A 14,143-nucleotide genomic window follows, 5' to 3' on the forward strand; every position below is an offset into this window, starting at 1 on the left:
TACCTATCATATATGAAGAGCGGTCGAGGAGCTTGATTCCCACGCTGAATTGATGATATGCGTATTTTCCGAGTAAATGCTTTGGGATTGAAAGTGCTACTTGTATATTTGATTTCTAACATTCACCAAAACACATGGCTGAACAAAAAAACATTCTCTCCGAAGAAAAAGAAGGAATTCTCTATCTGACAGTTAACAGAGAATCCAAGCTTAACGCCCTCAATTTTGATACCCTTGAAGAGATCAGAAATGTTTTTAATGAGGTAGTAGATAACAAAGAAATCAAAGGAGTCATCATCACCGGCTCTGGAGAAAAAGCTTTTATCGCAGGTGCAGATATCAGTGAAATCGCTGAGCTCAACGAACTCAACGCTAGAAAATTTGCTGAAAATGGACAAGATGTTTTCAGTTTGATAGAAAACTGCCACAAACCTGTGATTGCTGTGATCAACGGCTTTGCATTGGGTGGCGGCTGTGAGTTGGCGATGGCTTGTCACATGCGTGTGGCTGCTGCCAATGCTAAATTTGGCCAACCTGAAGTCAACCTCGGCATCATCCCAGGCTATGGCGGCACACAAAGGCTCACCTACCTGATCGGAAGAGGTAAAGCGAATGAACTGATGATGACTGGGGACATGATTGGAGCAGAGGAAGCCAAAAGCCTTGGTCTAGTCAATCACGTTTTAGCGACTAAGGCAGATGCTATGGAAAGAGCAGAAGATATCCTGAAAAAAATCATGACCAAAGCCCCTCTAGCTATCGGTATGATCGTGGACTGTGTTAATTCTGTTTACAATAGGGAAGAAAATGGCTATCAAACTGAAGCCAATAGCTTTGCCCGTTGTGTGAAATCGGGAGATTACAAAGAAGGAACTACTGCATTCCTCGAAAAGAGAAAACCAATCTTCAAAGGGGAGTAATTCCCCTTTTTTCTTTTTCTAGAATGGGTCAACTGAAAAAACTTGCTGGGCAGACTGCCATTTACGGCATTAGTAGCATCCTAGGTAGGACCATCAATTTTTTACTCCTCCCACTCTACATAGTCTATCTTGACAAGGAAGCGCTTGGTTCATTTACCAACATTTATGCCCTAATTGCTTTCCTCAATGTGCTCTTTACCTATGGCATGGAGACTACTTTCTTTCGTTTTTATACTGGAAAAGGATTAGAACAAAAGAAAGTTTACGCACAGGTTCAATCTCTCTTACTAATAAGCTCATTAAGTCTTGGATCTATTATTTTTATCACTGCTGAGCAACTGAGCATTTGGCTGGATTATGAAGGAAAGGCTTATCTTTTTCGATGGGTAGCAGGTATCTTGACCATTGACGCCATCTTGGCTGTACCCTATGCCAAACTCAGGGTGGAGAACAAAGCACTTCAGTTTGCTTTATCCAAATTGAGCAACATTCTTTTGAATGTCGGCTTCAACATTCTCCTAATCGCTGTGAGCTATCATATCTGGAATGGCGATTACTGGACAGGATTACAAGAGTTCGTCAATAGCTATTATCACCCCGATTGGGGCTTTGAATACATTCTGTTATCTAATCTGATAGCAAATGCGCTGATGATCCCAATTCTTCTATATTTATCAGGGACATTCAGATTCCAATTAGACTTCGCATTTCTAAAGCCCATGTGGAAATATTCCATCCCCCTTCTATTCATGGGTCTTGCGGGAGTGACAAACGAGGTTTTTTCAAGATGGCTCTTTGAATATGTCATCCCTGATGGGTTCTACTCTGGCTTGACAGCGAGAGAAGCAGGAGGGTTATTTGGTGCTAATTTCAGACTGGCTATTTTCATGAGCTTGATTATTCAAGCATTCAAATTTGCTGCAGAACCTTTTTTCTTCAATCAAGCTGCTGATAGAAACAGTCCGGAACTTTTCGCCAAAGTCATGCATGCTTTTGTGATATTTTGTTCATCGCTGATGATTGTGGTTTCAGTCAATTTGGACTTAATCGGCAAAGTCATCTTGGTAGAACAAGCCTACATGGACGTCATGTACATTGTCCCTGTTTTATTATTAGGTTATTTGTTTTTAGGCATATATTTCAATTTGAGTATCTGGTTTAAGCTCACTGACCACACGAAGTACAGTTTCTATTTCACCCTGCTTGGGGCTGCGATTACGATTACTACCATATTGATTTTGGTTCCAAAAATTGGTTATATGGGAGCGGCTTTGAGTACCTTATTCTGTTATTTGATCATGTCTGTTGCATGTTATTTATACGGTCAAAAATTCTTCCCCATTCCATACCAAACTGGAAAGGCTATTCTTTATATCTTAACAGCAACTGTTTTGAGTTATGCAGGCTTTTATTTGGAATCCGATTATGCTGTACTCCAATTTATCTTTAGAAACTTGATGGCGGTTCCTTTTCTTATTCTAATTTTGCTACTTGAAAAAGAGCAGGTCACGATTTTTCTTAGAAATAAGAAATAAGTCTATTTATAGATCATCGATAGCTTGAAACTGACCTCTTATCTTAAAATCAAAATATTGTATGAAAGTAAAAGTAATCAATCAATCCAAACATCCATTACCTGCTTACCAGACTCCCCAATCGGCAGGTTTAGATCTAAGAGCAAACATAGATGAGCCAGTTACTTTAGGATCATTGGAGCGCAAATTGATTGGTACGGGCTTATTCATAGAGTTGCCAGAAGGATACGAGGCGCAAATCCGGCCGCGTTCTGGCTTGGCATTTAAATATGGCCTAACAGTCCTAAATAGCCCTGGAACTGTAGATGCTGATTACAGGGGAGAAATCAAAGTTCTTTTGGTCAATCTTTCCCAAGAACCATTTACAATAGAAGATGGAGAAAGGATTGCCCAGATGGTGATAAGCAAACACGAGCAGATCAACTGGGAGGAATCTGATGTACTGTCAGATACAGAAAGGGGTGCTGGAGGATACGGCAGCACAGGAAAATCTTAATCAGTTGCACCAATTTGCCTTAATTCTCGTTACATAATTCGGCATAATGGCAATTACTGCTAAAAGGCATTAAGTTTGCGGGTTGAATCAACAAAAATCAATTCAAATAAAAGGCTCACCCCTATCACGACCACATTCAATCAAACAAAGCCAGTGAGAATTAAATCAATTATATACGTTCTATTCTGTACAGGATTAATTTTGAGTAGTGATCTTTTTGCGCAAGAAAAACTTTCGCGAAAAGAGCGTAAGCAAAAACTCCAAGAAACACAGACCAGTAGACTTTTCATTGAAGGTCAGAAGTACCTCATGCTTGAGGATTACGATCGTGCTTATTTTTATTTTCAAAAAGCTAGAGACCTGGCTCCAGATCTGCCTGCTATCAACTTTAAAATCGCAGAAATCCTATTGAAAGCCAATCGTGTAGAAAGTGCTCTGGAGTACGGTATGCAAGCTGTAGAAGCAGATCCAGAGAACAAATATTACAACTTGATGATGGCTGAGGTTTTTACCAAACAAAGACAACCCCTCAAGGCAGCAGAAATTTTAGAAAACTTGATGGGTACTTCAGAAGCAAATCAAAACTACATTTTGGATTTGGCTTCATTATACCTCAATGCAGGAGAGTTTGACAAAGCCTTGGAAGCCTTGGATCAGGCTGAGGAATACTATGGGGTAGTAGAGCAGCTTACTGTTCAAAAGCAGCGAATTTATCTTAGAAAAAACAACCTAGCCAAAGCAATTGAGGAAGGCGAAAAGCTTATAGAAGCACACCCGGGCAATTCTCAATACGTGTTGGCATTGGTTGAGATTTATTTTAACAATGGCAAAACCAACGATGCTATTGCTTTGATAGATAAATCTCTTGAATCTTACCCTAATCAACCTGAACTTCAAATGGCCAGCTATGCGCTATACAAGGATTTGGGCAACCTGCAGAAATCAGAGGAATTGATCTTGACTGCATTTGCAAATCCAGATTTAGATGGCATGGTCAAAGCACAGGCTTTTTCTGATATTCTCCAGGAAATGAAAACCGAAAAGAGAGAGCAAAAGCTGGATGAATTAGAAAAACTCATGTTGGAAAATAATCCAAATGACGCCAGTGTACTTACCGTAGTTGGTGACAGAAGACTTTTCAATGAAAATAAGTCAGAAGCGCTTTCATATTACAAAAAGGCAATTGCTATCAAAAATGATAATCCGCAGGTTTTTCAAGGTGTCATCACCATCATGTTTGAAGAAGGAGGGGATTTTGAGGAAATAGAAAAATACACCAGCATGGCTGTGGATGAATTCCCCGAAAGAGCCGAATTTTGGTTCTTTGATGGTACAGCCAAGTCTGCATTGAAAAAAGGTGAAGAGGCAGAAGAATCTCTATTAAAATCACTTGAGGTCAATCAAGGGAAAAACAAACAATTGGTCCTTTTGGTCAATGGCCTACTGGGAGATGTGTACCACAGCATTGGTAAAAAAGACAAAGCATTCGAAGTTTACGAGAAAGTATTGGCTGAAAATCCAAACGACGAGCATGTTTTGAATAACTATGCTTATTTTCTATCTCTTTCCAAAACAGATTTGGAAAAGGCAAAAACCATGTCAGAGAAATTGGTCAAAAGATTCCCAAAAAACTCCACCTACCTGGACACACATGCCTGGGTTCTTTTTCAATTGAAAGACTACGAAGGAGCCAAAAAATATATGGAAATGGCGCTAAAGGAAGAAGAAAACCCAAGTGGAGTGATGCTTGAGCATTATGGAGACATACTATATCACCTTGGTAATAGAAATGAGGCTATCGCATACTGGAAGAAAGCTGAAGGAGGCGAAGAAACCACCGATCAGCTTTTAAGAAAAATAAAGGATCAGAAATATTATGACTAATAAATTTTTAGGCACAGCTTTATTATTTGCCATTCTATTGAGTGGCTGTGCCAAAAAACCGAACTTATACACCTCTGATGAAGTCATGCAGGAATTCACCCCAGCATATTTTGATTTCAACTACCTAAGTGCTAGAGCTAGAATTGTCATAGAAGAACCCAACGGAAAAACCACCAGAGGCACTTTAAACCTCAGGGCAAAAAAAGATAGTGTAATCTGGTTTAGTGTTACACCTGGACTTGGGATAGAGGCCCTCAGAGGTATCATAACAGCTGATAAAATCCGCATCAAAGACCGCATCAATGGTCAAGATATCAATATGAGTTATTTGGAGTTTGAAGACCGATTTGGTCTCAAACTTTCACTTCAACTTTTTGAAAATCTGATCTATGCAAATATTCCTGAGGAATTCAGTTATAGAGATCGCTTGATAAGAATAGGAAGAGCTTTTGAGCTTACTCAGGTGCGGGATGGCGTGCGATATCACTCTAGGGTCAGTACTACTATAGGCAAAGTCGAGGAACTGACAAGCAATTCTTTGGATAATAAAGGCGCTTTACTGGCAAGTTTTCCGCTCTTTGAAGATATTGATGGTCAACCATTCCCAAGCAAGGCATTATTAAAAATTTCCTTTAATTTGGATGGTGAGATGCAGAGCTCTATCATTCATATCGAAATGTCGCGAATCGAAACTTCCGATGAGCCGATCAGCTTCCCTTTCCAGTACTAATAGATGAATAAATCCAACCTACTTATTTTCTTTTTTCTATTTGGGTTTGCGACCATGCTAGCTGAGTTTAGTTTTGCTCAGACTGCAAAAAGTCGTGCCCAATTAGAAAAGGAAAAAGAAGCGGTAGAGAAGCGCTTACTGGAATTTGATAAAATCCTCAAGCAAACAGCCGAGTCTAAGCGAGTTTCACTTGGCCAATTGAGCGCTGTTTCCAAACAACTAGAAACCAGAGTTACATATATCAGGACTTTGAGCTCCGAAGTGGCATTGATCAACAAAGAAATCACAGAGACAGAAGGTAGAATCAAAGCACTTGAAAACGACTTGAAAAATCTAAAAGAAGAATATGCCAAGATGGTCTACACTTCTTCTAAGCTCAATCAAGGCTTGACCATGACTACTTTTGTTTTCAGCTCCAGTACTTTTAAGCAATTCTACATGCGACTCAAATATCTCAAGCAATATACCGACGCGAGAAAGAAGCAAGTAGAACAAATTGAAAAGGTAACTGCTGATCTAGCTGCGCAAAGAATCAGACTAGAAGATAAAAAAGTAGAAAAACAGCAAGTCATCAATAAAGAAGAAGAACAGAGAAGACAACTGGCTAGATCTAGGACAGATCAACAAAAAATAGTAAGCACCCTTGAAAGGCAAGAAATTGACCTTAGAAAGAAAATAGCCGAAGCAAAAAGACAGCAACAAAACCTTAATAATCTGATCAAAAGAGCCATTGAGGAAGAGATTAGGAGAGCTGAGGCAGAGGCCAAAAAAGCCAACTCCACAGCTACCAAAGCATCTGGCAGTTCGATCCCATTGACTCCTGAGGCCGCAGCACTTTCCAATTCATTTGCAGGAAACAAAGGAAAGCTCCCTTGGCCAGTGGAGTCTGGTTTTATTTCTAAAAAATTTGGTACACACCCCCACCCTACCCTAAAGGGCATCGTGGAAGACAATGATGGTGTAGACATCCAAACCAATCCCAACTCGCAAGTTCGTGCAGTATTTGATGGGGAAGTGACCAAAGTGGCTACTGTACCAGGCTATGGAGGAACCATCCTAATCAAACATGGAGAATATTATACCATGTACAGCAAACTCAAAGTCGTATCAGTCAAAAGTGGTGACAAAGTCAAAGCAAAACAGGTCATCGGGCAGGTATATACCAACAAGGAAGGAGTAGCAGAAGTACATTTCGAAACATGGAAAGGATTACAACCCTTAGATCCATCCACTTGGCTTGCTGGCCGATAGACATTAATAATTCGTATATTTATAAAAAAAGAAGAATAACTGAACGTTAATCCTTTGTGATAGCATAGTACTGTTATATCTTTGTATCATATTCAAAATCTAAATAATAAGATCATGACTACATTAGGTTTTATCGGAGGAATGAGCCCAGGATCAATGATCCTAATCATTTTGGTGATTGTGCTATTCTTCGGTGCCAAAAGAATCCCTGAATTAGCAAGAGGATTGGGTAGAGGAATCAGAGAGTTCAAGGATGCTACAAAGGAAATCCAAAACGACCTAGAAGATGGGTTGAAGGATGACAAAAAGAAAAAAGACTAAAACAATTGAACATTGGAAAAATTCCTTTCATTTGACGATATCAAACGATCGCTTGAAAATAAAGAAACAGATTGCAAAGCGATTGTAAACTATTATCTCAACAACATTCAGACGAAGGCGCACTTAAACGCCTTCGTTGAAGTTTATACGGATTCCGCTTTAGAACAAGCAGCAAAAGTCGACGAGAAAATCGCCTCAGGTAAAGCCGGCCGATTGGCAGGCATGGTGATCGGTATCAAAGACGTACTTTGTTATCAAAATCATGAAGTCAATGCATCCAGCAAAATTTTAGAAGGCTTCGAATCCCAGTTTACCGCAACTGCAGTTCAAAGATTAATAGATGAAGATGCCATCATCATAGGCAGACTCAATTGTGACGAGTTTGGTATGGGAAGCTCCAATGAAAACTCTGTTCACGGAAAAACCCTCAATGCGGCAGACGAATCTCGTGTACCAGGAGGTTCTTCTGGCGGATCAGCCGTAGCTGTTCAAGCAAATCTTTGCACCGTTTCTTTGGGAACAGATACTGGAGGCTCAGTACGTCAGCCTGCAGCATTTACTGGCCTAGTAGGCATCAAGCCCACTTATTCTAGAGTTTCAAGATGGGGTCTGATTGCTTACGCTTCTTCATTTGATACCATCGGCGTGTTTTCAAGAAATGTTCCTGACAATGCCCTTGTAATGCAGATTATGGCCGGACCTGATGACTTTGATAGTACAGCTTCCAGAAAACCAGTCCCTGCTTTCAGTGAATTATTACATTTTGAAAAAAGGGTGAAGGTAGCCTACCTCAAAGAAACCATCGAGTCCCCAGCGCTTCAGCCAGAAATTAAAGCAAACACGCTTGCTGTCTTGGATAGATTGAAACAAGAAGGCCATCAAGTTGATGAAGTGAATTTCCCATTGTTGAAATATATCCTACCAACATATTATATCCTGACAACAGCCGAAGCCAGTTCTAACCTTTCAAGATTTGATGGGGTAAAGTATGGTTACAGAACGCCAAACGCTCACAATCTTGAAAGCATGTACAAGATGACCCGTTCTGAAGGCTTTGGAGAAGAAGTAAAGAGAAGAATTATGCTAGGCACATTTGTACTCAGTGCCAGTTATTATGACGCCTATTTTACGAAAGCTCAAAAAGTCAGAAGGTTGATCAAGGAGTTCACTGAAGATTTATTGAGCAAATATGACTACATCATTATGCCGACTACGCCATCTACAGCGTTTAAGTTTGGAGAGCATAGTGATGATCCTGTTGCCATGTATTTGGAAGATTTGTATACTGTTCAAGCTTCCGTATCTGGAGTCCCTTCCTTGTCTATTCCAAATGGGGTGGATGAATCAGGACTTCCAATTGGGTTACAGATCATGGCCAATAGCTTCAAAGAAGCTGAGCTTTATGCATTTGCTAATTACTTGACAAAATCCAATTCTAACTAATAAATTTTCTGACCATGAAAAAAAACCTTAAGTCAATCGCTCTGACCGCTTTATCGGTTTTGTTTGGTTCTACTGTTCTTTATGGTCAGGAAATTTTTGACATCAATACCTTAGGCATTACCGAAGAGACCATTACCCCAAATTATCAATTCGAATACATCCCTGATTTCACCTATGACGATGTAGCACGAAAGATCAAGACAATGGAAACTGACATGCCTTTTGAGTTGAATGACAGGATTTTTTCATTTATTAACTATTTCGCAGTTAGAAATAGAGACTATACCAAGATGGTTCTTGAAAGAGAAGCGATTTACTTCCCGATGTTTGACGAAATACTCGCAAAACATGACATGCCATCTGACATCAAGTACTTGGCAATCATAGAGTCGGGCCTTAATCCACGAGCCAGATCTCGAGTTGGTGCCATGGGCTTATGGCAATTTATGCCAGCCACTGGAAGAATGTATAATCTCCACACTAACTATGATATTGACGACCGCATGGATCCAGAATTAGCAACTGATGCTGCTGCCAAATACCTAAAGTCCTTATACAAAATGTTTGGAAATTGGGAGCTGGCTCTTGCTGCATACAATTGCGGACCTGGTAACGTCAGAAAAGCTATCCGAAGGTCAGGAGGTAAGCAGACTTTTTGGGGAGTATATGACTATCTCCCAAGAGAAACCAGAAGCTACGTACCTCAATTTCAAGCCATCATGTATTTGATGCGCCACGTGGAGGATCATAACTTGTATCTAGAAGAACCTACCTACCCTATCGCTTACAGCAAAATTCAATTTAATCAAGAGCTAGACTTAGAGCAATTGGCAGCTCTGTCGGGAATCTGTATAGAAGATCTTGAAAAATTAAACCCTTCCATTCAAAACAGACTGATTCCTGCATCGCACAAACATCTGGCGCTGAAGGTACCTGCTTCCAAAGCCTCTTTGATAGCCGAAAACAAAGCTGAATTCAAAGAAGCAGTAGCTTTGACCAACGAGCGTATTGTAGAACTGAGAACTACAGTAGCTGCTGAATCTGGAATCAAAGCCACAGCAGTACCAACAGGAGATTTGATCACCTATAAAGTGAAATCTGGTGATGTCCTAGGCAGTATTGCTCAAAGACATGGCACCACAGTGACTAACATCAAAAACTGGAATAATCTGAGTTCAAACACTATCAGAGTGGGACAAAATCTGAAAATCTATTCCAATAAGCCAATAAGTAACCCTACTAATGTAACCTTGGCAGAAAACTCGATTAGTAGTAACGGAAGTGGATCCAAAGTATACACAGTGCAGCCTGGTGATTCTTTATGGCTGATTTCTAAAAAACTGAATGGTGTCACCATCGATCAAATCAAAAAGTTGAATAACCTCAACTCCAATCAAATCAAACCGGGTCAAAAATTAATCATTGGTTAAATCAACTATTTATTTTTTAATTACTTATTAATTAGTTAATTTAAGACCCAATCAAGACTTTATTCATCATGAAAAAAATCAATAGACTATTCCCTCTAGCCAGTTTGCTATTCTTAGCGATGGCATTCTGGGCCTGTGAAGAAACAGAAGAGAACAAAAATTCAAAAAAACCAAAAGCGCGAGGAGCCATCGGTGAGATCATCATCGCAATAGATTCTGCAAAATGGCAAGGTCAAGTAGGTGATGCGCTCAAGGACATCTTTGAAGCAGATGTCAAAGGACTGATCCGAGATGAGAGCATGTTTACCGTCAGAAGGGTCGACCCGAGAGCCATGACTAGGATATTGAAAATGGCAACTAACATTGTCTATGTGACGACATTTGATGACAGATCTTCTGCCAGCCAAAACATCAATGCGCTTTTTAGCAAAGAGGCCAAAGAAAAAGCCAGCGCAGATCCTTCTCTTTACATGTTGAGAAGCGCTGATGAATATGCTGTTGGTCAAGAATTGATTTACTTATTTGGTAAAAATGATCAAGAGTTGATTTCGAATCTACGCGCAAATAAAAATAAATTGCAGAATCTATTTCATGTCCGAGAGAGGGATAGATTAGAAAAAGCCTTGCTTGCTAGAAAAAGTTCTGCTGCCAGGGTAGCTGGTGAAAAATTAGGACTTTCTATAAATGTTCCTGCTTCATATCAAATTGCCAAAGCAGAAAATGATTTTTTATGGTTGAGACAACCAACTCCTCGAACAGATAGAGCAGATATTAGCCTGTTTTTTTACGAAATGGACTATACCTCTGAGGATCAAGTATTCCCGGAGGAGATCATCAAACTCAGAGACAAAATAGCGCAGGCACATCTTTATGGAGATCCCAATAATCGCAATTCATACCTAATAATAGAGAAAGTAGATCCATCTCCTGTATTTAGTAACTTCAGGATAAATGATAACTTTGCGGTGGAAATTCGAGGGGGCTGGAAAACTAATAACTTATCCATGGGCGGTTCTTTCCTTGCTTATGTCATGGTCGACACAGAAAAAGGGAAGCTCTATTACATGGAAGGGTTTGTCTATTTCCCGAGCCAAAATCACCGAGAAGCTATCCGAGAAATAGAAACACTTCTATTGGCTACCGAAATTCTTCCGAAGGAAGAACAAGCTAGCTGATTTGACTAAACAATAAACCTTTATGGCGATTAAAATCAGAAAAGAAGACGCTTTAAATTACCACACCCAGGGCAGTCCTGGTAAAATCGAAGTAATCCCTACCAAGCCACTATCCAGTCAATTGGATTTGGCTCTTGCTTACTCCCCAGGTGTAGCAGAACCTTGCAAAGAAATCGAGGCAGACAAAGAGAATGTCTATAAATATACTGCAAAAGGGAATCTAGTTGCCGTAATTTCGAATGGTACTGCTGTATTAGGTCTTGGTGATATCGGACCAGAAGCTTCTAAGCCAGTAATGGAAGGAAAGGGAGTACTCTTTAAAAAGTTTGCCGGCATCGATGTTTTTGACATTGAAATCGACGAAAAAGATCCTAAAAAACTGATTCAAATTATCAAGTCTCTCGAACCTACTTTTGGTGGGGTAAACCTTGAGGATATCAAAGCTCCTGAGTGTTTCGAAATTGAGACTACCTTGAAACAGGAGATGAAAATTCCAGTGATGCATGATGATCAACATGGAACAGCGATCATATCTGGAGCAGCATTGCTAAATGCCTTGGAAATAGTTGGAAAAAACATCCAAGACATCCGACTAGTAGTAAATGGTGCTGGGGCATCTGCCGTGTCTTGTACAAGATTCTACATGAGCCTTGGAGTAAAAAGAGAAAATATCGTGATGTGCGATAAAGAAGGTGCTATCCGCATGGATAGACCAGAACTTGACGCTATCAAAAGTGAATTTGCTACCAGCAGACAAGATATCAGAACCTTAACAGAAGCATTGACTGGTGCAGATGTATTTTTGGGACTATCAGCTGGGAATATTGTATCTGGAGATCAAATCAAATTGATGGCTCCAAATCCAATCGTATTTGCATTGGCTAATCCGGATCCAGAAATACCTTATGACGTGGCTATGGCCGCAAGAGAGGATTTGATCATGGCTACAGGTAGATCTGATTATCCAAACCAAGTTAATAATGTACTTGGATTCCCTTATATCTTCAGAGGTGCCTTGGACGTAAGAGCTACTGCCATCAATGAAGAAATGAAACTCGCCGCTGCCAAAGCCATTGCTAAATTGGCAAAAGAGCCAGTTCCTGAGATTGTAAACAAAGCGTATGGTGATAATAAATTGGCATTTGGTCCAACATATTTGATCCCAAAGCCATTTGATCCAAGATTGATCACGACTATCTCTCCTGCTGTAGCAAGAGCAGCTATGGAATCTGGCGTGGCCAAAACAGCCATTACAGATTGGGAAGCATATGAATTAGAACTTCAAGAAAGAATCGGTATTGATCAGCGATTGATGTCCAGAGTGATCGCCAGAGCTAAAAAAGATCCTAAACGAGTAGTATTTGCGGAAGCTGACAACGTAAAAATTTTGAAAGCTGCACAAACTATCCGTGACGAAAAAATCGCTATCCCAATCCTTTTGGGTAATGAAGAAAAAATCAATAGCCTGATTGAAGAGAATAAATTAGATCTTCATGATGTAACGATCATCGACACCTACAAGCAGCCAGAAAAACTGCAACTCTACGGAGAAGTCCTATTCAAAAAACGTCAACGTAAAGGAATCACGCCAAAAGAGGCTACTAGATTGATGCGAGATAGAAATTATTTCGGAGCGATGATGGTGGAACTTGGTGAAGCAGATGCTTTGATTTCTGGTTTGACCAAGGATTATCCAAAGACCATCCTTCCTTCTCTTCAAGTGATCGGCGTCAAGCCAGGAACTGAGCGGGTAGCAGGTATGTACATCATGAATACAGATAAAGGCCCTTATTTCTTCGCTGATACCACAGTCAATCTGAACCCAAGTGCTGAGGAATTGGTAGAAATCATCGGATTAACGGCAAACGGTGTCAAATTCTTTGATATCGAACCAAGAGTTGCTGTTTTGTCTTATTCCAACTTCGGTTCAGCAAAAGGAGAGACAGCTAGCAAAACTGCAAAAGCTACTGCCCTTGCTAAGCAAAAATATCCGGAGTTAGTCATTGAAGGAGAAATGCAGGCAAATGTTGCACTTAATGAAGAGATACAAAAGGAGAATTATCCTTTTAGCGCATTGATTGGTAAACGAGCAAACACCTTGGTTTTCCCTGATTTGAGTTCTGGTAATATTGCTTACAAATTGCTTTCAGAAATTGGAAATGCAGAAGCAATCGGCCCAGTTCTTTTGGGAATGAACAAACCTGTTCATATATTACAGCTTGGAAGTTCTATCCGCGAAATTGTCAATATGGTGGCAATCGCCGTGGTAGATGCACAATCTGCAAGCTAATTATGATCGCATATCTCAAAGGAAGATTGGTCTTCAAAGACCCAACTTATGTAATTATTGATATCAACGGAGTAGGTTACCATGTGAAGATTTCTTTGCAGACCTACTCCAAGATAAAAGACGAGGAGCAGGTAATGCTCCTCACTTTTTTGCACATCAAAGAAGATGCGCATACTCTCTATGGCTTCAAGGAAGAAGCTGAAAAAAAATTATTTCTCAATCTTATTTCAATTAGTGGTGTAGGCCCCAATACTGGATTGATGATTCTATCCTCTTTGAGCAGTGAAGAACTAGAATCAGCCATCATCCAAGAGGACTTCAAAACCATACAAAACGTCAAAGGCGTGGGGGCAAAAACAGCCCAAAGAATCGTCTTAGAATTAAAGGATAAAGTTAAAAAAGACGCAATTTTGGATTCATCTACCAGCCATACTGGATTCATGACCCAAAACAATAAAATCAAAGAGGAGGCGTTACAGGCTCTGATTACCTTAGGTTTTCCAAAAGCGACAGCAGAAAAAAATATTGCTACGATTTTGAAAAAAATAGGTTCAGAAATTTCCTTAGAAGATTTAATTAAAGCATCTTTAAAGTCAACTTAGTCCTTTAATTGATAAACAATTGAGCTTTTGTTCTAGCATTTTTTTACACCTCATCCGTGTCCGTAT

Annotated in this window: 12 protein-coding genes; all 12 read left to right on the top strand. The window is 39.9% G+C overall.

The features are described from left to right. Positions 1–134: 134 nt before the first annotated feature. The gene (locus BW935_RS08595; protein ID WP_076500598.1) at positions 135–920 is read left to right on the top strand and encodes an enoyl-CoA hydratase/isomerase family protein; all 786 of its coding nucleotides are present in this window, start codon (positions 135–137) and stop codon (positions 918–920) included. Between the two features lie 23 nt (positions 921–943). Continuing rightward, entirely contained in the window at positions 944–2,455 is a 1,512-nt protein-coding gene (locus tag BW935_RS08600) for a lipopolysaccharide biosynthesis protein (protein WP_076500599.1), read from the top strand. A 61-nt stretch (positions 2,456–2,516) separates the two neighbouring features. Continuing rightward, complete coding sequence (gene dut, locus BW935_RS08605; RefSeq protein ID WP_076500600.1) at positions 2,517–2,951, top strand: dUTP diphosphatase; 435 nt, start codon at positions 2,517–2,519, stop codon at positions 2,949–2,951. A gap of 153 nt (positions 2,952–3,104) precedes the next feature. Next, a complete protein-coding gene (locus BW935_RS08610; protein WP_076500799.1) occupies positions 3,105–4,835 on the top strand; it encodes a tetratricopeptide repeat protein in 1,731 nt (576 codons plus the stop codon). Continuing rightward, a complete protein-coding gene (locus BW935_RS08615; RefSeq protein WP_076500601.1) occupies positions 4,828–5,565 on the top strand; it encodes a lipoprotein insertase outer membrane protein LolB1 in 738 nt (245 codons plus the stop codon). Before BW935_RS08610 ends, BW935_RS08615 begins: the two co-directional genes overlap by 8 nt. Before the next feature lie 54 nt (positions 5,566–5,619). After that, complete coding sequence (locus tag BW935_RS08620) at positions 5,620–6,816, top strand: murein hydrolase activator EnvC family protein (protein ID WP_245802670.1); 1,197 nt, start codon at positions 5,620–5,622, stop codon at positions 6,814–6,816. Between the two features lie 114 nt (positions 6,817–6,930). Beyond that, the gene (gene tatA, locus BW935_RS08625; RefSeq protein ID WP_076500605.1) at positions 6,931–7,137 is read left to right on the top strand and encodes a twin-arginine translocase TatA/TatE family subunit; all 207 of its coding nucleotides are present in this window, start codon (positions 6,931–6,933) and stop codon (positions 7,135–7,137) included. A gap of 12 nt (positions 7,138–7,149) precedes the next feature. After that, on the top strand, positions 7,150–8,580 hold the full coding sequence (gene gatA / locus BW935_RS08630; protein WP_076500607.1) for an Asp-tRNA(Asn)/Glu-tRNA(Gln) amidotransferase subunit GatA: 1,431 nt from the start codon (positions 7,150–7,152) through the stop codon (positions 8,578–8,580). A 14-nt stretch (positions 8,581–8,594) separates the two neighbouring features. Next, positions 8,595–10,010: a lytic transglycosylase domain-containing protein gene (locus BW935_RS08635; protein WP_076500609.1), complete on the top strand. Its 1,416-nt coding sequence runs from the start codon at positions 8,595–8,597 to the stop codon at positions 10,008–10,010. 68 nt (positions 10,011–10,078) lie between these two features. Then, a complete protein-coding gene (locus tag BW935_RS08640; protein ID WP_076500611.1) occupies positions 10,079–11,185 on the top strand; it encodes a DUF4837 family protein in 1,107 nt (368 codons plus the stop codon). A gap of 22 nt (positions 11,186–11,207) precedes the next feature. After that, a complete protein-coding gene (locus BW935_RS08645; RefSeq protein WP_076500612.1) occupies positions 11,208–13,475 on the top strand; it encodes an NADP-dependent malic enzyme in 2,268 nt (755 codons plus the stop codon). A gap of 2 nt (positions 13,476–13,477) precedes the next feature. Further along, positions 13,478–14,077, top strand: a complete 600-nt coding sequence (gene ruvA, locus BW935_RS08650) for a Holliday junction branch migration protein RuvA (protein ID WP_076500613.1) — start codon at positions 13,478–13,480, stop codon at positions 14,075–14,077. Positions 14,078–14,143 lie beyond the last annotated feature (66 nt).

The organism is Belliella pelovolcani (assembly GCF_900156785.1).
GTDB classification, from domain to species: Bacteria; Bacteroidota; Bacteroidia; order Cytophagales; family Cyclobacteriaceae; genus Belliella; species Belliella pelovolcani.

Excerpts from the sequence above, each read along its gene's own strand:
- BW935_RS08640 (WP_076500611.1), top strand. The coding sequence starts at position 10,079 with ATGAAAAAAATCAATAGACTATTCCCTCTAGCCAGTTTGCTATTCTTA.
- BW935_RS08600 (WP_076500599.1), top strand. The coding sequence starts at position 944 with ATGGGTCAACTGAAAAAACTTGCTGGGCAGACTGCCATTTACGGCATT.
- BW935_RS08635 (WP_076500609.1), top strand. The coding sequence starts at position 8,595 with ATGAAAAAAAACCTTAAGTCAATCGCTCTGACCGCTTTATCGGTTTTG.
- BW935_RS08615 (WP_076500601.1), top strand. The coding sequence starts at position 4,828 with ATGACTAATAAATTTTTAGGCACAGCTTTATTATTTGCCATTCTATTG.
- BW935_RS08595 (WP_076500598.1), top strand. The coding sequence starts at position 135 with ATGGCTGAACAAAAAAACATTCTCTCCGAAGAAAAAGAAGGAATTCTC.
- ruvA (WP_076500613.1), top strand. The coding sequence starts at position 13,478 with ATGATCGCATATCTCAAAGGAAGATTGGTCTTCAAAGACCCAACTTAT.
- tatA (WP_076500605.1), top strand. The coding sequence starts at position 6,931 with ATGACTACATTAGGTTTTATCGGAGGAATGAGCCCAGGATCAATGATC.
- BW935_RS08620 (WP_245802670.1), top strand. The coding sequence starts at position 5,620 with ATGCTAGCTGAGTTTAGTTTTGCTCAGACTGCAAAAAGTCGTGCCCAA.
- dut (WP_076500600.1), top strand. The coding sequence starts at position 2,517 with ATGAAAGTAAAAGTAATCAATCAATCCAAACATCCATTACCTGCTTAC.
- BW935_RS08645 (WP_076500612.1), top strand. The coding sequence starts at position 11,208 with ATGGCGATTAAAATCAGAAAAGAAGACGCTTTAAATTACCACACCCAG.